15 protein-coding genes are annotated in these 22,400 nt (G+C 39.8%); 9 read left to right on the top strand and 6 right to left on the bottom strand.

Going from position 1 to position 22,400, the window contains the following annotated elements; translation table 11 throughout:
* Positions 1-17 precede the first annotated feature (17 nt).
* Positions 18-3,515, top strand: a complete 3,498-nt coding sequence (locus ACZ1GV_RS05100; protein ID WP_472675530.1) for a PAS domain-containing hybrid sensor histidine kinase/response regulator — start codon at positions 18-20, stop codon at positions 3,513-3,515.
* On the opposite strand, the gene ACZ1GV_RS05095 is transcribed toward ACZ1GV_RS05100, so the two are convergent.
* The 3 genes from ACZ1GV_RS05095 to ACZ1GV_RS05085 form a co-directional block, all read right to left on the bottom strand.
* Positions 3,486-4,130, bottom strand: coding sequence for a response regulator transcription factor (locus ACZ1GV_RS05095; protein WP_472675529.1), 645 nt, complete (start codon positions 4,128-4,130; stop codon positions 3,486-3,488). The two genes, ACZ1GV_RS05100 and ACZ1GV_RS05095, sit on opposite strands and share 30 nt — an antisense overlap.
* Before the next feature lie 149 nt (positions 4,131-4,279).
* Positions 4,280-6,583: a TonB-dependent receptor gene (locus ACZ1GV_RS05090; protein ID WP_472675528.1), complete on the bottom strand. Its 2,304-nt coding sequence runs from the start codon at positions 6,581-6,583 to the stop codon at positions 4,280-4,282.
* A gap of 114 nt (positions 6,584-6,697) precedes the next feature.
* Positions 6,698-7,630 (bottom strand): extracellular catalytic domain type 1 short-chain-length polyhydroxyalkanoate depolymerase, encoded by a 933-nt coding sequence (locus ACZ1GV_RS05085; protein WP_472675527.1) that lies wholly within the window; start codon positions 7,628-7,630, stop codon positions 6,698-6,700.
* A gap of 159 nt (positions 7,631-7,789) precedes the next feature.
* Here ACZ1GV_RS05085 and ACZ1GV_RS05080 point away from each other — a divergent pair, with 159 nt between their 5' ends.
* Positions 7,790-9,007: an EAL and HDOD domain-containing protein gene (locus tag ACZ1GV_RS05080; RefSeq protein ID WP_472675526.1), complete on the top strand. Its 1,218-nt coding sequence runs from the start codon at positions 7,790-7,792 to the stop codon at positions 9,005-9,007.
* Between the two features lie 27 nt (positions 9,008-9,034).
* Here the strand turns inward: ACZ1GV_RS05080 and ACZ1GV_RS05075 are convergent, their stop codons facing one another.
* A complete protein-coding gene (locus ACZ1GV_RS05075) occupies positions 9,035-9,280 on the bottom strand; it encodes a GIY-YIG nuclease family protein (protein ID WP_472675525.1) in 246 nt (81 codons plus the stop codon).
* A gap of 114 nt (positions 9,281-9,394) precedes the next feature.
* Between ACZ1GV_RS05075 and ACZ1GV_RS05070 the strand changes: the two genes are divergently transcribed.
* From ACZ1GV_RS05070 to ACZ1GV_RS05040, 7 genes are all read left to right on the top strand, one after another.
* Complete coding sequence (locus ACZ1GV_RS05070; RefSeq protein WP_472675524.1) at positions 9,395-10,822, top strand: DEAD/DEAH box helicase; 1,428 nt, start codon at positions 9,395-9,397, stop codon at positions 10,820-10,822.
* An 86-nt stretch (positions 10,823-10,908) separates the two neighbouring features.
* The gene (locus ACZ1GV_RS05065; protein WP_472675523.1) at positions 10,909-12,585 is read left to right on the top strand and encodes a monovalent cation:proton antiporter-2 (CPA2) family protein; all 1,677 of its coding nucleotides are present in this window, start codon (positions 10,909-10,911) and stop codon (positions 12,583-12,585) included.
* Between the two features lie 44 nt (positions 12,586-12,629).
* Positions 12,630-15,809, top strand: a complete 3,180-nt coding sequence (locus ACZ1GV_RS05060; RefSeq protein ID WP_472675522.1) for a hypothetical protein — start codon at positions 12,630-12,632, stop codon at positions 15,807-15,809.
* Positions 15,810-15,880: 71 nt separating this feature from the next.
* Positions 15,881-16,555 (top strand): nitroreductase family protein, encoded by a 675-nt coding sequence (locus tag ACZ1GV_RS05055; RefSeq protein WP_472675521.1) that lies wholly within the window; start codon positions 15,881-15,883, stop codon positions 16,553-16,555.
* Positions 16,556-16,568: 13 nt separating this feature from the next.
* Complete coding sequence (locus ACZ1GV_RS05050) at positions 16,569-17,621, top strand: aldo/keto reductase (protein WP_472675520.1); 1,053 nt, start codon at positions 16,569-16,571, stop codon at positions 17,619-17,621.
* A 149-nt stretch (positions 17,622-17,770) separates the two neighbouring features.
* The gene (locus ACZ1GV_RS05045) at positions 17,771-18,154 is read left to right on the top strand and encodes a GntR family transcriptional regulator (protein ID WP_472675519.1); all 384 of its coding nucleotides are present in this window, start codon (positions 17,771-17,773) and stop codon (positions 18,152-18,154) included.
* A 2-nt stretch (positions 18,155-18,156) separates the two neighbouring features.
* Complete coding sequence (locus tag ACZ1GV_RS05040; RefSeq protein WP_472675518.1) at positions 18,157-19,035, top strand: hypothetical protein; 879 nt, start codon at positions 18,157-18,159, stop codon at positions 19,033-19,035.
* On the opposite strand, the gene ACZ1GV_RS05035 is transcribed toward ACZ1GV_RS05040, so the two are convergent.
* On the bottom strand, positions 19,028-21,205 hold the full coding sequence (locus ACZ1GV_RS05035) for an ATP-binding protein (RefSeq protein WP_472675517.1): 2,178 nt from the start codon (positions 21,203-21,205) through the stop codon (positions 19,028-19,030). The genes ACZ1GV_RS05040 and ACZ1GV_RS05035 overlap by 8 nt on opposite strands.
* A complete protein-coding gene (locus tag ACZ1GV_RS05030; protein ID WP_472675516.1) occupies positions 21,192-22,358 on the bottom strand; it encodes a sugar ABC transporter substrate-binding protein in 1,167 nt (388 codons plus the stop codon). Before ACZ1GV_RS05030 ends, ACZ1GV_RS05035 begins: the two co-directional genes overlap by 14 nt.
* Between the last annotated feature and the right edge of the window lie 42 nt (positions 22,359-22,400).

Genomic DNA, 22,400 nt, shown 5'->3' with positions numbered 1-22,400 from the left:
ATCTGTGAGGGAACACCTTGTTAGTTTGGCTGTCTTTAGATACATGGTTGATTTCATTACTGTCTATCGGTTATTTGATCTTGTTGTTTTTTATTGCGTTTTGGGCGCAGAAAAAGCACAAAACATGGCAAAATAAGTCTTGGATTTATAGCTTGTCGCTTGGTGTTAGCTGCTCTAGTTGGGCGTTTTATGGAACGGTCAGCCAAGCTGCCGCGACAGGAGAGTGGATAGCACCGATATACATAGGAACCATTGCCTGCTTCCTATTAGGGTGGCCCATCTTATTAAAGCTTCTTGCTGTTAGCAAAAAGCTAAACTTGACATCTGTTGCTGACTTTATCGCCTGCCGTTTTGATAAGGCTCCGCAAATTGCAGCCGTTGTTTCAATTATCGCCCTACTTGGAACGCTTCCTTACATCGCGTTGCAACTGCGCGCCGTCAGTCACTCTTTTGACTTAGTGACAGGTAGCTACCAGAGCGGTTCAACAACCACTTTACTCGTCACTGTAGTACTTATTGTATTTAGTATCCTTTTTGGCGCACGTCACGCCGAAGCAAATAAACAAAATACAGGATTAATTGTCGCTATCGCATTTAGCTCATTAGTTAAATTATTTGCTATTTTAACCGTAGGCTTATTTGTTACCTATGGTCTGTTTGATGGTTTCAGCGAAATTTTGCAACAGGCAAACGCCGTCATACCGCAAGATAAAAGTGATAATCGATATTTAGTGGTTTCTCAAATTTTAATTGGTTTTTTGACTATTTTCGCCACTCCGCAACTTTACCATATGATAGTGATCGAAAATGACAGCGAAAAACAACTTAAAGGCGCTCGCTGGGGTTATCCACTTTATTTAATTCTTATTAATATTTTTGTCTTACCAATTGCAATTGCCGGACTCATAACATTCCCTGGTGGCAGTGTCAGCGCTGATACATTTATGCTAACGATTCCCTTGTTACATCAACAAGCCTGGATAAGCATTTTTGTATATATAGGTGGATTAGCCGCGGCCACGAGCATGGTCATTGTTGCTGCGATAGTACTAAGTACCTTGATCACAACGGAAATTGTAAGCCCTATTCTATTAAAACTAAGGTTTTTGCAAAGCCGTATTACCTCACCCTTACAAAAACCGACGCAAAACCAAGAAATATCCGGCTTACTTTTATATATTCGCAGAATTAGTATCGCCGCTATCTTGCTACTTTCATTGCTATTCGATTATGTGTTTAACCAAAACAGTCAGCTTGCGTCTATAGGTTTACTGTCATTTGTATTGCTAGCCCAAACGGCCCCAGCTGTACTTAGTGCCTTGTACTGGAAGAATGCGAGCTCTAAAGGAGCAATGTGGGGCCTGATTACAGGTTGTTTGTTATGGACATACTGTTTACTCATTCCGACTATTTGGCCAAATGCCCACTGGATTCATCTAGGTCCATTTGGTGTAGATTGGTTAGTACCAAGTGCATTATTTGGTATGTCTTCACTGGACTTTGTGAGCCACGGCTTATTTGTAAGCTTATTTGCTAATACGTTAGTTTTGTATATTCATTCTATTTATACCCAGCGCAGTGTTGGCGAGAGCTTGCAGGCGAACCAGTTTCTCCGCAGTCACTCTAGTAACAAAAATAAACAACATCATGACTACTACATTACCATCACTGATCTCATTGATTTGTTAACTCGATTCATCAATGTGGATGCAGCCAATCGCTTGAAAAAATTGGTTCCAGATGGGGTGAATATAAATAATAAGGCACCTGATTACCTTATAGAGTTTACCCAAATGACATTGGCATCTGTTTTAGGTAGTGCCAGCACAAAAATGGTGATGTCCGCCGTAAATGAGTCTGAAGAATCCCGCAGTGAAGCACTAGATCAAGTGGCTAGTATTGTTGATGAAGCAAACCAGATTTTTGAATTTAATCGTGAGCTTCTGCAAGCCGGAGTTGAGAATATTGAACAAGGCATTAGTGTAGTTGATGCTGACATGCGGTTGGTTGCTTGGAACAGTCGTTATAAAAATCTGCTGGCGTTTCCAGATGGTTATTTAAAGGCGGGTATGCCAATCGCTGAGCTAATCGCGTTTAATGTTGAGCGAAACATCATTGCCGGCGAAGATACAAAAACACTGATAGACAAGCGATTAGAATATATGCGTCAAGGTAATGACCATTATTATCAGCGTACATTGCCAAGCGGTATTGTTTTGGAGATCCGTGGCCAAGCTATGCCGGGTGGCGGGTTTGTTAGTACTTTTAGCGATATCACTCGACACATCGAAGCTGAAAAAGCATTGCAAAAAGCCAATGAAACGCTTGAACAGCGAGTAGAAGAGCGTACTTTGGAGCTTGAAGTTGCAAAAGCGGATGCCGAAGCCGCCAATTCCAGTAAAACGCGTTTTTTAGCTGCAGCTAGCCATGACCTAATGCAGCCCTTTAACGCACTGTCTTTGTTTAACTCTATGCTACAACACAAAACTAGAGATACAGACTTAGCGTCACTAGCGGATAATATCGATGGCGCGCTGACCTCAGCAGAAAGTCTACTAACTGATTTGGTTGAAATTTCTAAACTAGATAGTGGCGTCCAAAAAGTCGATATAAGTGACTTTTATATTAGTGATATTCTATTGCCACTTAACAATGAGTTTGCTGTGCTATGTGAAGAAGCAGGCATTGACCTAAGGTTCCAGCCCTCGTCACTTGCGATAAATACCGATAAACAGCTTTTACGTAGGATTTTACAAAACTTTTTAACCAATGCTCTAAGGTATGCGCCAGCTATCAAGCAACTGCACCCATCAAAGAAAATTAAAATAGTGCTTGGTGTAAAAAAGGACAAGCACTGCGCTCGTGTGATGGTGCTCGATAACGGTCCAGGTATACCAAGATCAAAATTGATCACTATTTTTAAAGAATTTGAGCGTTTAAATACACACCAAGAGCGCCCTGGTTTAGGTCTAGGATTGGCAATTTGTGAGCGAATATCCTCATTGCTCAACTTACCAATAGAAGTGCAATCGATAGAAGGTCAAGGTGCGAATTTTTCTATACGTGTTCCACTAGCCACAAGCAGTCCGTTATTAAAGACTAACGTACCTTTACTTCAAGAACCTTTAGGCTTGTCATTCACAGGACTTAGCGCCGCAATAATAGATAACGATCCACTTATTGTCACCGCGTTGTCACAACAATTGGAAGTGTGGGGATTTAACGTGATCACTGCGGGCAATAGAGCTGAACTATTAAATAAGATGAGTGATTATGGCCCATCACTTATCAATGTAGTGATTGCGGACTACCACTTAGATGATGATGATGGGCTTAGTGTAACGGCTAAATTAAAAGAACAGTTTAATTGGCATGGCTTAATTATCGTTTGCTCCGCGGATCCTTCAGACTCTTTGCGCCAAGCTTGTATCGACAATCGATATGGCTATATCCGAAAGCCAGTGAAGGGCTTAGCGTTAAAACGTTTACTTAAAAGTCAATTGTTGGAAAGCTAAGCCTGCTAGGGTGCGGTTGTTAACACCTAGCTTCATTAAAATAGCTGATACATGTTTTTTAACAGTGGTCTCTTTTATATCTAGTTCAAAAGCAATTTGTTTATTCAATTGCCCGTCCGCTATCATACTGAGTACTTTGTATTGCTGTGGTGTTAGTTCGGCTAATTGTTGAGCAAGTTTCTGCTGAGGCGTTTTTTGATCGTCATTTGAACGTTTTGGCAAATCAACGGGAATCCAAGTTTCACCATCCAAAATAGTATCAATCGCTGTTTGAATTGTTGATAAGTCAGAGGATTTAGGAATAAAGCCGGCCGCACCAAAATCGATAGCTTGGTATATCATCTCGGCACCGTCATCAGATGACACCATTACAATCGTCAGATCAGGATAGTGATTGCGAAGCATCATTAACGTAGTAAAACCATCATTGCCTGGCATGTGGAGATCTAAAAACAAAAGCTCTAGTTGTGGATTTGCATCAATTAAAGCCTGAAGCTCACCTACGTCTTCAGCTTCTAAAATAGACTGTTGAGCAAAGCTATGCCCTACCGCCTGCTTTAACGCAGCTCTAAATAACGGGTGGTCATCAGCAATTAAAACAGTGGCGTCTTTCATTATTTCACCTTGAAAAGTTTACTTCGGCAGACATCTGTTTGCGATAATCTACAATAACAAGAAAAGCACATTGCAAAAACAATGTGCTTTGACGCCTATGAATATCACAGACTTATGTATAAATATCAATTAAATCAACACTCGATTGATTAAAATCGATATCCCACTTTCACATGGATTGTTCTTGGATCACCATAGTAGCTTGCAAGCGTAGTGTCACCGCCTAAGCCCGGTTGCCAATTACCATTCGCATCTTGAGCAGCAAAGTTGTAACCACCGATCATATATTCTTCATCAGTTAGGTTCTTGCCATAAATACCGCCATACCAATTACCCTCTTCACTTTCCCAAGTTACACCAACATTAAATGTGCCGTAGCCTTCTTGAAACAATGCATCACTGTCTTCAAATAAACGATAATCGTCACGATAGTAATAGCCGCCATTTATTACAAAGTAACCCATCTCTGTTTCTAGTAGGTAGTTCGCTGATAATGCAAAAGTATAATCAGGTGTATTTGACAAGCCCAATAATGGCGTTGCTACTGTAGGATCATCTTCAATTTCACCGTCTAATAAGCCAACCGCTAAATCAATAGTTAACAAATCTGTTGCGGCATAGGTGATTTCAGCTTCTAAACCTTTAACAGACGAACCTTTTATATTACCTAAGTTTTGATTTAGTACAGTTGCATCATTTGGATCCGGTGTCACCGTAATGTACTGGCGATCTTTATGCTCAATATTGAACAATGTGATATTAGTTCGCAGTTGCTCATTCCAATCTCGCTTAATACCAAATTCAATTGAGTCAACGATTTCTGGATTGGCTGCTTCTTCGTTACTACTTGCTCTTGGATTAAACGTGCCGGACTTAAAACCCTGTGAATAGCTAGCGAACATCATCGTCTTATTGTCCAACGCGTACTCAAGCCCAACTCGTGGAGTGAATTGAGACCAGTCAGCTGATTTCGGTGCATCTAAAATACCGTCGGCATTTGTGTCTTCACCCAATACTTGTGGAAAAGCTAGCCCAGGATCTCTTTGATACCCTGGTATCCAGCCTGACTCTGGGTAAACATTAAATATCTGCACACCATTATTTACATATGCTTGTTTTTCTTCATTGGTGTATCTTGCACCAAGGGTCATAGACAATTGCTCTGATAAGTCAAAACTTGATTGTATATACGCAGCTTGGCTTTCAGAGTTATTACAACCGGATACTTCACGGGCAAATCCGGTTGCAATCCCAGGGAACAGTTTACGACCTAAATCACCTAATACTGCATCAAATACACCACAAGACTCTGCATCATATATATACAAACCCGCAACAACAGAGTAGCCGTCACCTGAGTATGTCCCTTGTAATTCATGACTGGTATTTTCATCGTCATAGATGGCTGGAACATCAAAAATATCTAACGCAGTGTTATCAAAGTCAATGTTAGTCGACGAGTAGCTTTCGCGTTTAGCTGAGATAAACTTAATGGCTAAGTCTTCATTAACATTCCAGTCTACGGTTAGGCTTAAGCCGTCAGTTTCTACTAAATTATCGGTAGGTAAACTTGAGTATGAATCAAATACACTATCCGGAACCGGTGCGTCTGTTAATATACTTGGGAGAAGGCGATAGCCACCTTTAGCATTCGAGTTGTCTTCTGTCGTATCCCACGCTAAACGCATAAATAAATCCGCAGTTGGGCGATACTCTAATGTTAATCTTGATGCCGTAACATCTTTATTATAATTTTCTTTATCTTGAGGGCCTAAACCATCTGCAATTTTAAGGAATTCACCAAAACCATCACGCTTGAACATACCATGCCCAAATCCAAGATATAACTTGTCATCGATAAGAGGTATTTGACCTGTCACTTTCAGGTCTGTTTGGCTGTAGGAACCGAATGCGCCTTCAATATTAAATTCAGTATCACCGCTCATTGGCTTAGAGACATACTTAACCGCGCCACCAATGGTGTTTTTTCCGTATAGTGTTCCTTGAGGCCCACGCAATACTTCAATTCGTTCTACATCCATTAAGTCTAAAACTGCGCCTTGTGGACGAGCAATGTAAACATCGTCAACATAAATACCAACACCTGGCTCATATCCCCAAAGCGGATCTTGCTGACCAACACCACGAATAAACGCCGTTAGTGTGGAGTTGGTGCCACGACTTGCTTGAAGTGTTGTATTTGGTGAAAACTGCTGAATCTCTGTCATCACAGTGATACCACTCTCTGCAAGATCTTGCTCGCTTACCGAGGTGACAGAGACTGGAACTTCTTGTAGGTTTTCAACGGTTTTACGTGCCGTTACTTGGATTACTTCTAAGCCTTTTTTCTTTGCTTTAACACCCTCTTCTGCGGCATAAGACAAAGGAGAAGCTGACAGTGCCGTGGTGACAGCAAGCGCAATAGCGGTGATATTCGTTGCTTTAATTTTCATATGGTTACCCTGTAATTCTTATTTTTATAATTTGACATGGATTACACTAGCGCACTTCAAAACAAATTTAATTTGTACCTTAGTAGTATATAGCGACGCTAGAGGTACAAATTTCTAGAACCATCTATCCATAATGATCGTCGCAACGCCTTTTTCTGATGGTATATAAAACGGTACTTGTGTTTGTTCGTCATCAAGCTTATCAATTGGTATACCATGACCGAGGCCTTCATATGAAAATAGTGAAATGGCAGGTTGGTTATTTGACATCAAATAAGTAGTCTCAGTTAATTTTTTGTTCGTACCGTGTTGTATAGATTTATCCAACGTTAAATTAGCTTTACCTATTAGTGCTGCGTACTGCTCCGCCATTTGATGCGAATTTTCCGCGTTTACAATTGAGTCACTATCACCGGTAAATACCATTAGTGGTGGCCAGGGTGTCTTAGATGCTTTTAACGCTTTGGCTAGCGCTTCTGCTGATATCGACGAGCCACTTTTCATACAAGAAATAGCTTGGATTAAGTTGTTCGCGCAAGGATATGGTACACCTGCTACGACCGCCGCTCCGTCGAACAATTCAGGCCTTTGCAGCAGTAATGCGCTCGCCATTGCACCGCCCGCTGACAGACCCAATAAATAAGTAGGTCGATTTGGATATCTTTTTTCCACTAGCGTCATAAAAGCTTCGATAGAGGCCAACTCGCCCTTTCCAGCTGTATTGTCTTGCTCGGAAAACCAATTAAAGCAGGCTTGGACATTATTGCTTTTACTTTGCTCAATACTAAGCAAGGCTATGTTTTTATTTTTTGAGGCCTTTAACATACCGCTGTTTTGTGCAAAGCCCAGTCCATCTTGACCGCAACCATGCAGCATTACGACAATGCCATTTGGGTTTATGATTTCACCTAGCAGCTGAGCAGATAACTCTCCTGGATTTTTGTCAATGGCCAACGTCCCTTCACTAGCACTCACAGAGCCGCTTACGCAAGACACGTATAGTGTTGAAATTAGTACAACCAGCTTACTTACCTTATAAATATTCATCTTTTTTCCTTAAAGTTTCGTTGTACAAATTTCACTTCATCATAGCTTTTTTAACAATGCTACTTTAGTGCAGTGGTAAAATGTAAATGGATATTTCACAAACACTAATATTAATGCCAGAATAAGACGAATAATAAAAATACAATTAAAGGTAACATTTTGAGCATTCAGTTTTTGGCCAAACAACCTATTCTAGACAATAAGTCTGATGTTATTGGATACGAATTGTTATATCGCGACTCTGAAAAAAATGCATTTCCAGCTGGCCTAAGCGATGAAGAAGCCTCGGCGCGAATGTTTTACGAAACGGCGCTATTTCATGGCATCAATAATGTTACTGAACAGCGAAAAGCTTTTGTAAATTTATGTGACAAAAGTGTTTTACGAAAGTTACCTAACCTTATCCCACGAGATAACTTAATTATTGAAATCGTAGAACGCAGCACTATCGATAATGAAACGATTTCTGCAATAAGCGACCTCCACGACTTAGGCTATATTTTTGCGCTCGATGATTATGACTTTGATCCTAAGTGGACTGAACTAGCGCCATTTATAAGCTATGTGAAATTTGATATTCCTGAAGACAATGCTGAAATTGCACCTACCGTAAATCAAATTCGACAAACCTTCCCTAGTGTAAAACTTGTCGCTGAGCGAATTGAGACCAAATTGCAAGCTGACTTCGCCTTTGAGTGCGGAGTTGATTACTTACAGGGTTACTACTTTGCTCGACCTCAGGTGATGCAATTTCGAAACATAGATCCATCAAAAGCAGTAGCGTTAGAGCTAGTTAGCTGCCTATCAAAGGCGCTACTTGATTTTGATAACGTAGCACGAATTTTAAGCCGTGATATAAGCCTCACTGCACGTGTTATTAAATTAGCAAATGTATCGTTGGCATTTCGGAACCTAAATATCTCCAGCATTAACAAAGCCGTTGTATATTTAGGGGAAGACACTATGCGCAAGTTTATTTCAGTCGTAGCCGTTACAAAACTTGCTAGTGATAAACCAGATGAGATAGTGTTACTTGGGTTAAGAAGAGCATTATTCATTCAGAATTTACCAACATTAATAGGACAAAAAGAGGCGCCTACAGGCTTTCTTGTCGGCTTGCTGTCGGTATTAGATTCGATACTTGACTGTACAATAGAAGATGTTGTTGAAAAATTGCAACTTCAAGAAAAAATGGCCAATAGTTTACTTAAGTACGAAGGCACCTATGGGTGTTCGTTGCGTTTAGTAAAATATGTTGAACTTGCTGATTGGGATAATGTCATCGCACTTCTTGCTGAAAAGTTTCCAGGTAAAGAGTTTAATATTGACGGTTTATATGTAGAGGCATCTAAACAGTCAGAGGCACTGTTACGTTAATTTAGCCTTGGTTTTATCTTCTGCAAATTACACACGACTAATCAAAGCTAGTTTTTGTTGGCGTGACAACTTTTTTATTTGATATTCCCTTTTCGACGCATCACTCCTAGACTCTGCGTTTTCGGTGTATACCATTACGACAGGCAGTCGACAGCGAGTGTATTTTGCACCAACCCCAGAGTTATGTTGTTGTAATCTGCGAGCACAATCTGTGGTAATTCCTGTATATAAACTCTTGTCTGCGCATTTTAATATATAAACAAACCAACTCATTAGTGATTTATGGCCCTATAATTGTCCGTGTTGATTGCTAAAAGAGCAGTTTTCAGTTAGTCTTCAGCGCCTTTTGCCCTTGAGCAAATTCTAATTTTTTTAAAGTGAGTGTTAATGCAATTTACCGACTTAGGTCTTTCCGACGCGCTGTTGAGTGCGATCAACGATCAGGGTTACACCAGCCCTTCTCCAATCCAAGCCCAGGCAATCCCAGCCGTGTTAGAAGGCCAAGACGTAATGGCCGCCGCACAAACGGGTACCGGCAAGACTGCAGGTTTTACACTCCCTTTATTAGAGCGATTATCCAAAGGTCAACGCGCAAAAGCAAATCAAGTTCGAGCTTTAGTACTTACACCAACACGTGAACTCGCTGCACAAGTTGCACAAAGTGTTGAAACTTATGGTAAAAACCTACCTCTCCGCTCAACAGTTGTATTTGGTGGTGTTAAAATAAACCCACAAATGATGGCCTTACGGAAAGGTGTTGATATTCTTATCGCCACGCCTGGTCGTTTGATGGACTTATATAGTCAAAATGCAGTTAAGTTTGACCAACTAGAAGTTTTAATTTTAGATGAAGCCGACCGTATGTTAGATATGGGCTTTATTCATGACATCAAAAAAATACTTAAAATCTTACCGGTCAAACGTCAAAACTTAATGTTCTCAGCAACATTTTCAGATGACATTAAAGAGTTAGCGCAAGGTCTTATGAACAATCCTGTTCATATCTCAGTATCGCCTGCAAACTCAACAACCGCCACTGTTGAACAAACCTTATACAATGTTGATCAAAGCTTTAAAGCTCGTTTATTAATAAAGCTAATAAAGAAAAACGATTGGCAACAAGTGTTAGTTTTCTCAAGAACAAAGCATGGCGCAAACCGCTTAGCTAAGAATCTTGACTCAAAAGGTATTACCGCAGCTGCTATCCATGGTAATAAAAGCCAAGCGGCACGAACCAAAGCACTTGCCAACTTTAAAGATAAATCGATTCGCGTTTTAGTTGCAACAGACATTGCGGCGCGAGGCTTAGACATAGAGCAATTGCCGCAAGTGGTTAACTATGACTTGCCTCAAGTGGCAGAAGACTACGTTCACCGAATTGGCCGTACAGGCCGTGCCGGTGCAGAAGGTAAAGCAGTTTCATTAGTATCGGGCGATGAATTTAATAGTTTGACTGACATTGAGCAATTAATTCAAAAACATATCGAACGTCAAGTGGACGAAGATTTTGTGCCGCAAATGCCACTGCCTAAAGCGCGTGACATTAGACCGCCTAAAAAGAAAAAACCTAAAAAGAACAAGTCATTAAACGACACCTCTGCTGAAGACAAAAAACCTCAGCGTCGTTCAAATGGTCCAAGGCCAGCAAATTCTGCAAATAAACCAAGCAGAAAACCAGCCGCTAAGTCTGGCTCAAACTCAGGCGCCAAACCAAACAATAGATCAAACGGCAAACCTGGCTCTAAACCATCAAATAGACCGGCCAATAAGCCAGGTCAAGGTCGCCCAGCAAACAAAAATACCAATAAGTCTTGATATAGATCAGGCATCCTAGCCTAAACCTTTGTTTGCTTATTAGTTAAGGGTTACACTTAAACGGTTCTTTATATGGAGTCGATTAAGTGCATAACCCTTTAATTTTAGAAATCATCTACCTTCTTCTTGCCGCCGTTATAATGGTGCCCCTGTGCCAAGCAATTCGTTTAGGTGCGGTACCCGGCTTTTTACTCGCTGGTATTATTATTGGTCCGTCTGCTCTGGGCCTAATATCTGATGTAGCTCATATCACTCATATATCCGAATTTGGTGTTGTTTTACTGCTATTTGTCATTGGTATGGAAATGAAGCCTTCTTTTTTATGGAAAATAAAGCGACTTGTGTTTGGCTTAGGCTCACTGCAAGTGTTAGTAACAAGTCTGGTTTTAATCTCTATAGCTAAATTTATATTAGGACTTAATTGGCCTGCCGCTATCATCATTGGCTCAGCATTATCACTTTCATCAACCGCATTCGTGTTACAAATACTTACCCAACAAAAATCATTAAACTCAGAGTTTGGTCGTTCAACCGTTGCGGTTTTACTAATGCAAGATCTGGCCGTTGTGCCTTTATTGGCACTGATTCCACTGCTATCTGAATCTAATGCAGTAACACAAAGTTTAGGTTTTGCGGTTATGCAGTCGGTAGGGATTATCGTGGCCGTCATTATGATTGGTAAGTATTTGTTGAACCCATTACTTTACCGAGTCGCAAAGTCTGCCAATGCTGAGGTATTTACCGCTACTGCAGTTTTAATCGTTTTAGGAACGGCCTACTTAACAGAAATAGCGGGGCTATCTATGGCCATGGGCGCGTTTTTGGCGGGTTTATTAATTTCTGATTCGGCCTATCGCCATCAAATAAAAGCCGAAGTGCAACCGTTCAGAGGGTTACTGCTCGGCGCGTTCTTTATTTCTATGGGTATGTCATTGAACATCCCTTTGTTGTTAGAGTCGCCTTTGCTGGTATTTTCGTTAATGCTTATAACCATTGCAATTAAAGTCATTATTCTTGCGGTACTTGCTCGAGGCTTTGGCCACAATTGGACAAAATCAGCGTCTATCGCCTTTATTCTAGGCCAAAGTGGAGAGTTTGCTTTAGTGCTGTTTTCGCTCGCGTTTGCCGCCGACATATTAACTAGCTATCAGTTCAATATTGCTATGTTAGTTGTGCTAGTTAGCATGTTAGTCACCCCTTTGTTAGCGGTCATTGCTAATCGATTTAATAACAAACAAGCTGCATTTGAAGGCGCTCATAATGAGATCCCAGAATGTTCAGTCGTCTTAGCTGGTTTTGGTCGCGTTGGCCGAAGTATCGGCGCTATTTTAGAAAGTGCCGGCGTTAGCTATGTTGCCTTTGACCGTTCCAGTGAAATTGTTAAAAAGTATCAAGATAGTTATCCTGTATTTTATGGCGATGTAAATCAATCTCACCTATTAAATTCGGCAGGGATTCATCATGCAAAACTCGCCATTGTTACTTTAAACGATACGCATGCGGCCCTCGAGCTTGTCGAGTCACTTAGACATCGCTTTGCAGATCTTAAAATCATTGCAAGGGCTCATAACAGTGATAATTGTTTGGAGCTTCTTCAGCATGGGGCTAACGAGGTTGTGTCTGAAAATATGGAAGCGAGTATCGAACTTACAGAATTAGCATTAAAAGCGAATAACATCGACGATAATGATATTCAGCAACTTTTATCGGTATTTCGATTAAATTACTATAATAAAATAAGAGATATGACCGATAACCTATAAGGGTGCATTAATGCTCCTACAATATTGGGAGTTGAAATTAAAATATGTGGTATTCAACAATAGCGAAATTCTGTCTATTAATTGTATTTTCGAGCCTTTTTCTTGTTGCCTGTAGTTCAGGCGATAGTAACAACGAGCCAACTGACACAGATACGGCTATTTCTTTTTCGGTCGCTGTCTCCCCTGTTGATTTGCAATTGTCAGTTGGTGAAGAAATTCAACTTAGTTATGCTATTACCGCAAACGGCACTATATCAGTGCAACCAAACCTTGTTACCCAACCCTCTCTTGCACAAATCACCTTTAATACTCAAAACCAAACAATTACCGTTGCCGCAGGTCAAATCTCGGGCACTGAACAGTTTAATTTGAGTTTTACTTCAGGCGAAACGGTAGAAACTACGTTAATTACTCTAACGGTAAACGACTCACCAGATCCAGATGGTGACGGCGGCACAGATAGTGGCAGTGATGACTCAACTACATACCAGGTGACTTGGCCAACAGACTACATAACCCTTTTTGAAGATGAAGTGATCGCTATTAACATCAACCGAAATTATTCGCTTGGCAATGACGTAGTCGAAAACTTTTATTTAAACGCTGCAAATCTAAAAGGCCAGTTATCACAAGACGACAGTCAGTATTTAATTTCAGCTGACGAAGCGGAACAAGATACATACGGTGAGTTACTGGCGGTCAGTGAGTACAATGGTGTTGTTACCGAACGCGCTATGCAGATCATTTATTACAATAAAAATCGTAATTTGGAAACACTAGAGCCCCCTGTCATCGCGCTTATTGAACCGTCAATGGAACTGGATTTATACCAAAGTAAAACACTTAAGTTTGATATTTATGACCCTGACTCTGATCGAATCGCATATCGGGTTTTGTCGGCCCCAAGTAGTGTATCAAGTCATGTAAATAAAGCTCAGTATGGATATGAGTTAACCGTTTCATTAAACGAGCCTTTAACTAACGCCAGTGAAACACTAGTGCTAGAAGTTAGCGACGGTCACCTTACCGATCAAATCGATATTGAGTTAACACAATCTGACATAAACAACTCAGAAAACGATGCGCCCGAGTTGCACATTGAAGAAAACGTCACCCTAAGTTTAATTAAAAAATTAACGGGTAATGAAACAGATAAAATCGCGCAATTTGCCTATAACTTGTCTGACAATACACCAGACTTTGTTGATTTGTCCTTTTCCTCTACTAACCCAGATTTTACTATCACCAATAATTACCCATACTTTTCAATCTTTGCTGATGACGTTTCAAGCCTGCAATATGAACAAGTCACTCTTTCAGCCAAAGATGCGGGCTATGAAACTAAACTAACTTTCCACCTTTACATTAAAGATAACTTTTTAAGCTTTTTAGGTGGTAATCCAAATCTAGCGCCCTTGTTTGATGTCCCGGTGATACCGCCGTTACTCGAATCAAAGTCCTACACTTTTTCAATATTAGTCGAAGACTTTGAAAGTCATCCTTATAACATTTCACTTGTAGCTGACGAGGGCGAGCTTACCTATAGTGTCGACGGTGATTCCATTACGATAAACGCTGCACTACTAGCCACACCAATCGATCTTATAACCGAGTTTGATTTAGTCGTAACCGATGTTTTTGGTAGCGACCGTATTGAAACTATTCCCTTGACTATCTACAAAAACACGCCTCCAAGCATTGACCTTGATGCTTCCGCAATTGACGTTGTGGAAACGGGCACACTTGAAATTGCACTATCTGTTAATGACGTGGATGAAGGCGAATTAACGCCTCAACTTATTTACGATACGAGCAAGATGCAAGCTACTTTTAGTGCGGGCGTTCTTTCTGTAACCGCTTTTGACCTAACAGAAGCCTATACAGATAGTTTCATTATTAGGGCTGAAGATGAGTTTGGCGAAGTCTCTGAGGTAGAAGTACCGTTAATAATTAGAATAGATAACTCGCCACCTGTGATTACTTTTAGCGAGTCACAAATTGAAATTGCCCCAGGCCAGTCTGCAAGTTTACTTGTTAATTACTTTGATGCAGATGGTACGGCATTAACCATAACTCGCTTTACTAATAACTCCCTATTAACGGAAAGTTATGACCAAAATACTGGCATATTAACGCTCTCTTTAGATGCCAGCGCCGCTTTCCAACAAACCATGACATTTACCACGACGGCCTCAGATGGATTTATCACAGTGTCAGAAACACTCACAGTTATAGTGCCTGTAGCCCCGTCACCACCTGAATTAACGATTAATGTATTTACACCAGAAGTAGACGAGGAAGAAACCCTCATTATTAATTTCGTGAAGTCTGATCAAAATGGCGACAACGTAATAATTACAGTTGCTGATGGTGGCACATTAAACTTTGATACTTTAAATGTGACAGTATTTGACAATTACTTAAAAATCGTAGCGCCTGATAATGTGAACAACATTACTAGCTATGCAATAGAGATTACCGCAACTGATGATAGCTCAGCGGCACTGAGCACTCGTCAAGTAATACAATTTGTTGTTACCCCGGTTAATGATGCTCCGGAAATAGGTCTAGACAGCAATGCTATATTATTAACCAATGACTACAGCACTCGAATTGATTTGAACATTACAGATGTCGATAATTTACCTGCTGATTTTACCGTTGAACTGCTCGCTGGTAATGGCAATGCGATTCCCAATACATTAGAAATTGTAGGTTTAGATGTTTATTCATTAAGACTTAAAGCCGCATCTAAAGGCATAACAATGGTAGACCAACCTCTAAAGTTGCGAGTGTTTGATGGACAGACCTATGCAGAAGAAACCATATTAGTTACCACCGTATTACAAAATAGTCCGCCAGACTTTGGTAGCTCAATCGACTCGGCACAAGTGCTAGAAGATTACACAGACTTTTTTGATATTATGACCAACGATGCAGACTCAAGCACCGATGGCGACACGGTTACCATTAAAAAAATTAATGTCGGCAATGTATCTGGTGCCAACCCGACCATAGTTACCACTATTGATGGCGTAACTGTTGAAACGCAAACGGGTGTTGGTGTAACCATTACCCAAATAGAGCAATTTATTGCAAATAACAGAATTCATGTTCAAACAGATTTAGGATCTGGTGGCTCGAACGTAACATTATCTATAATTGCAACCGATGGTTATGTTGATGCCGTTCACTCATTGCAACTAAAGATTGTTACACCATAGCCGTTTTTGCACTTGCACAAGTCAGTAAATAAAAGTTAAATGGCTTATTATTTATTGGCTTGGAGCCGCGAATGAGTAACGAAGCGCACTATCCTCTTACTGACTTTATTGAATACCCTGAACAAACAATGGTTGACCGCTCAAACGAGTTTTACCAAAACATCAAACGACGTCATAGTATTCGTAAGTTCAGTGATCGCCCTGTTCCTAGAGAAATTATTGAAAACTGTATCAAAGCGGCCGGCACAGCGCCAAACGGTGCTAACCATCAACCATGGCATTTTGCTGTATTAGGTAGCCATGACATAAAAAAACAAGTTAGAGAGCAAGCTGAGCTTCACGAACAAGGCTTTTACGAAGGCCGTGCCGGTGAGGAATGGTTAGAAGCGTTAAAACCATTAGGTACCGACGCCAACAAGCCTTTTTTAGAACATGCGCCTTGGCTCATTGCCGTTTTTTCACAGAAGAAAGGTGGTATTAACCCTGGCGATCAAAATACCAACTATTATGTTCATGAGTCTGTTGGGCTAGCCACTGGATTTTTAATCAATGCCTTACATCATAGTGGATTAGCTACGCTAACTCATACGCCAAAACCAATGCAATTTTTAACTAAAATATGTAACCGCCCAGAGAACGAGCGCCCATTTATGTTGCTGGTTGTTGGCTATCCTGCTGAGGATGCGACTATTCCTCATCATGCTACGATAAAAAAACCACTTGATGCCATTGCTACCTTTTTATAATTTGGATTATTAAATGAAATACAATAAGTTAGGAAGTAGTAACCTAGATATTTCAGAGATTTGTTTAGGCTCTATGACGTGGGGTGTACAAAACACACAACAAGATGCCGATCAGCAAATAGAATTTGCTTTATCACAAGGTATTAACTTTATTGATACCGCCGAGCTTTATCCCGTCCCTCCCTCTGCAGATACCTACGGCGACACAGAGCGAATTATTGGCAACTGGTTTGAGCGCAACCCTCAACGCCGAGGAGATGTTGTATTAGCCACTAAGATTGCTGGGAACGGACTGCCATGGATTCGTGATGCTAACGATATTGATGGCGAAGCAATTATTAAGTCCGTTGACGCGTCTTTACAGCGATTAAAAACCGATTACATCGACTTGTATCAATTGCATTGGCCAAATCGAACTTCTCCGCACTTTGCCAAGCATCGCCCAAATAAGATCCGCTTTTCTGAGATAGACAAAACTCACGAAGTAAATCAAATGCTAGAAATTCTTCAAGCTTTAAACGACTGTGTAAAAGCCGGTAAAATACGTTTTTGTGGTCTTTCTGATGATACAACATGGGGCATTAATCAATACCTTAAATTAAGTGAAAAATACGCCCTTCCAAAAATGGTATCTATTCAAAATGAGTTTAGCTTGTTACACACTAAAGACTGGCCATATTTGATAGAAAACTGCATTCACGAGGACATTGCTTACTTGCCTTGGTCGCCTTTAGCCGGAGGAGCATTGTCGGGCAAATATCTTAATGGCGCTCGCCCAGAAGGCAGTCGCTGGACATTGACACAACGAAATGGCTTGTTTAGAGACAGCGCACAAAGCCAACAAGCAATAAGTGAATATACAACTATTGCCAAACAGGCTGGCATCACACCGAGTCAACTTGCACTGGCTTGGTGTAAACAGGTTGATGGTGTTTCGTCGACTATTATTGGCGCAACGTCACCTGCGCAACTACAGGAAAATATTGATGCGTTTGCCATTACGTTAGATAGTGACCTGCTAGAACAAGTTGACAAGGTGTTACAGCACTACCCCGCACCGTTTTAAATTGTTATCAGTTTAACTTTTACCTATAAAACAAAGCGCTACCTATGTATGGCGCTTTTTTTTATGCCTTTTAGTTGCTTAATTTTTGTTCTGGTTATAACATTGATGTACCATTTGTGGTAATGGTACAACTAACTCAAGGTAAATAAATGATCACCATTGATGTTGATAGCGCTGAACCTTTGTTTAGTCAGCTAGTTAATCAAATAAAGATCGCTATACAGCAAGCATTAGTTGCTCCCGGTGATGCGTTGCCGTCTATTCGTCAACTCGCTACCGACTTAGATATTAATGCTAAAACTGTGGCTAAGGCGTACCGAATTTTAGAACGGGATAACGTTATTGAAACGAAAGGTTACAGAGGTACTTTTGTTCATAGCAATGCCATTTTAAACAGTCAGTTTGATTTAGATGCTTGGATTAATGAACAGTTGTTTGACGTTATATCGACATTTAAAGACGCTGGTGCGACCGACTCTGAAATTCGAATCGCCTTTAATAATATTATGTCTCAACAGCCAAAAGGGAAATAACAATGACTTACTCAGATCCCGCAATACTCGGGTTTTACACGGCCGTGATTTTACAAATATTAATCACAACCGTTTTAATTCCAATTAATGTCAAAGGTCAATTTAGCCAGTACTTGTTGTCATTTAGTGAAGAGACCTATCCGCAACTTTACACAGCCTCATCGGAGGTAATAAAAAAATACCTATCTTATTATCTAACTCTAAGTTTTGTTATTTCTTTGATCAGCTTTTATCTCATTTACTTGTCTATATCGAACCAACAAGAACTATTTAACTGGGACAATCAATCAGGGATCATCGTTCTTTTTGTAATGTCGTTATTACCACTTTTCTTTTTAATATTTATTAATAAAAAGTTCTTCCAACTCTTAAAAGACTTTTCGTCTAACAAACGGAGTGCTTCATTAACACATCGCCGTTGGCAAGATTTTATATCAACGCCGTCAATTGTTTTATTAGGGCTGGGCCACGTACTTTTTATTGCTGTAAATAGTTACTTTCAACAGTTTCCATTTCAAGGGTTTGCCGGTTATACAAATTACCTTGGCTTACTGTTTTTGGATACGGTAAACGTCATAACTATAGCTTTGATTGTAAGAGGAAAAAACCTAGCACAATTGAAAAGTGAGCATAAAAAGCGTTTATTTCAGGCGAAGGCGATCAACGTAAATGTCACCATTTGGATAATTGCGGTTTACTACATCACAATGACACTTATCTTGGCGGGTGCTGAATTAAGAGACTTTTCATTAATTATGCAAAGCGTTTACTTCATCTTTGTGTATATCATGGCAAACCGTTTATTTGTTGGAGGAGATAAATCTAACGACAACAAAAAAGTCTTGGACGACAGCAACGATGATGGTTTTAATGTTATTTAAACAAGTAGAAATTTAGCTCTCGGTAGAGTTTATTTAACTCTACCGGCTTTCCAATGTGTGCTGAAAACCCAGTTGCCATATATTTTTCTACATCATCTGGCATGACGTTCGCAGTTAATGCAATTATAGGTACATTGGCATTTTTTTGTTTTATTTTACTGCATGACTCTAAACCATCCATAACGGGCATTTGTATATCCATAAATACGATATCAGGACGGGATTGACTAAACAGTGTTAACGCTTCTTGACCATTATTTGCAACCACTACTTTGGCGCCTGTTGGCTTTAACATCGCTAAAAATACGGTCTGATTAATCTTATTATCTTCTGCAAGTAATACTGTTTTTCCTTTTAAAACTGGTGTCTCAATCTTGGCTTGCCTTTCAATTATTAAGCTTTCAACTTCCGCTTGTTGTAACGGCAGTAGTAACTTAAAGGTCGTACCTTTAGATGGTTCACTATTTACATTAATGGTTCCACCCATCAATTCGACTAGCTGACTGGTAATAGCCATCCCTAAACCTGTACCACCATACCTTCTAGTAATACTCTTATCCGCTTGCTCAAAACGTGAAAACAAACCGTCTAGAATCGCTTGCGACATGCCGATACCAGTGTCTCGACACTTTAAAAGTAACTGACCATTATCAATTTTAACGTCAATAAACACACCGCCTTGTTCGGTAAATTTAATTGCATTAGAAAGTAGATTTAAAATAATTTGTTTAATTCGAACAGGGTCGCAAAACCAACCTTCCTCGTAGCTACTGTCAAAGTTTAGCTCTATTGAAATGCCTTTAGATTCTGCTTCAGGTTGTAATTCTGCTATCGTCGACTCTACTATTTTACCTACGTTAGTTGGAATCATTTCCAACTCTAATCGTCCAGCCTCAATTTTAGAAAAATCTAGGATGTCGTTTACGATTGTTAACAGCATTTTTGACGATAATATTCCTTTCTCAACTAACTCTTCAGACTCGCCAGGTAACTTTTGCCTTTGTAATATTTGCAGCGTGCCCAATATCCCGTTCATCGGTGTTCTTATTTCATGACTCATATTGGCAAGAAAATTAGCTTTCGCTTGTTCTGATACCTGCGCTCGGTTTTTTTGTTGCTGCAAGTCTTCAAACTGGTTATTAACTGTTGCTGACATATGATCCATAGCGCTAAAAACACTATCAAACTCAATAAACTCTGACTTCATATTCGAGACCACATAATTACCACTTTTTATAGACTCCGCAATATTTTCTAGGTTGTTCAGTGGCGCTTTTAAACGATTAGAAAAGCGTTTTAAGTAAATAAATAAAGCAAAGAAGGTTAGAATTATGACCACTACCGAAAACAATAATGAGTTAAGGACTTTATCAGTATAAAACTCTTCATCATGGGTGATCTTAATATCCAAATTAACCCCATCTTTTTGCTGACTAAATGCGCGTTGCGTAAAGGATAGTGACGAATCAAAATTGTCCATGCCTTGTGAATACCAAGGTAGGCCATTGATCAAAACAGATGTTCTGCTGTAAAGAGTCATTAAATCATTGGTTAATAAAAACTTTGGATTAATCAATAGGTACAATACGCCAGTAGTTTGAAATGGGTTAACTAAGGAGGCGTTCGATTTTCTTAGCACGATAGATAAAAACAAACTGCCAGACACACCATCTTGAATACCTTGAATTTCATCGGGAGAGTAGATCAACGACAGCGTTTTATCTTTACTATTTTGTTTAATAATCGTACTCGTATTTTGATTTAGCCTATCACTGTTATACTTGAGCGTACTCAGCGGGTATCCCTCAACTAAATACTCAGACCCATCGCTGATAAACGCGGCATCAACAAATGGATTTTTATCCACTAACTGCTTTAACTCACGAAATGCGTATTGGGTGTAGAGTAAGTTAAAAGGCAACTCCACTAACACCTTGTTGTGTTCTAAGTCACTTAATATATGTAGCTGTTTACCCATTTCGTTTTGTATATCTAAACTAACCGAACTGCTGTGACGCTTAACATCTTCTAACGCTAACGACATACTCTGCTGATAGGAGTCGATGCCAAATATAACCAAACATACCGAAGTTAATACCAAAATAGTCAGAGAGAGTTTGAGTCGAATTTCCTGCAGCACACTACGTTTTTTTTGATTAGTTATTGTCATTGGCGTGCTCTATTGATTTGTTGGCAATGTGTTGCATATATTTTGCCGCTGATTTGGCATCAAAAACATCAGCCAGAAAACGATTTGTTCCCTTCAACATCGCTTCCCAAACAATCGCCATATTGTGATCGTTAGGCATAGGCTCAGACAATTCCAGCTGCTCTAATAATATATTGAGATCTTGGTTTCCCTGACTTTGAATGTAGCTCAGCGTGTTATTGTTCGTAGGGATACTATTCAACATTCCCCAAATCATCGCTTGTGCTTTATCCGACTGAAAAAACAGTGCTAGTTTCTTTAATGATTCAGCTTTATTTCCTTGCAAGCTTTTGTCTGGAAAGGCAAGTACGTGAGATGAAAAGTACGGTTTCATAGCGAGGTCGCCCAACTTTGGCAATAGCGCAATTCCTAAGTCATCATTTAATATTTGTTTGTATTCACCTAAAGCCCACGAACCATTAATTGTGTACGCTAGTTTGCCTGATAGGAACTTGTTTTTTGCACAGTCGTAGTCGCAATTTAAGTCCACTAATCCGTTGGTATTTAGGTTCTTATACCACTTAAGTGCTGCTACCATACCATCGGAATCAAGCGTTAACTTTCCATTAATATATGGAAAGTCACCATAAGTGCCAAGAAACGGGATAAACCAATACATTTCGAGATAATTCCAGGCGATTAAGTCGAATTCATTTGATAACTCAGACCCTTGTTGAAGTATTTCCCTCCAACTTTTTGCCGGTGTTTTTACAAGCTTTTTATTAAAATAAAGTACTAGGTGATTGCCGTAAACTATGGGTATCCCTAAACTTTTACCAGCTACGACTGTCGATTTTATAGCCGTTTGATTTGTGCTTTTACTGAATAAAGTATTGGGAATTGGACTGACTTGGATTGAATCTAAACCAGCAAAGTCAGAAGGTACGATAATTACATCAGGTAATTGCTTGTTTGTAGCACGTTCAATTAACTCAGCTTTAAGCTCGTTGTTTTTAAATGCTGCGACATTGATACGAATACCAGTTTGCGCACTAAACTCATCAAATAATGGCTGTAGATTGTAATTTTCAAGACCATAAGCCAAGGTAATCTGATTGCTGGCTTGTGCGTAAACATAATTACTTTGCAGCACAAAAACATATAAAAACGCCAAGAACAAAGTCCTAACTATGGTAAACAAATTAACAATCCTAAT

It is taken from the genome of Psychrosphaera sp. HA2-10 (assembly GCF_055693745.1).
Note: the sequence above shows the minus strand (reverse complement) of the source record. Positions and strands in the feature narration are given on the sequence as shown.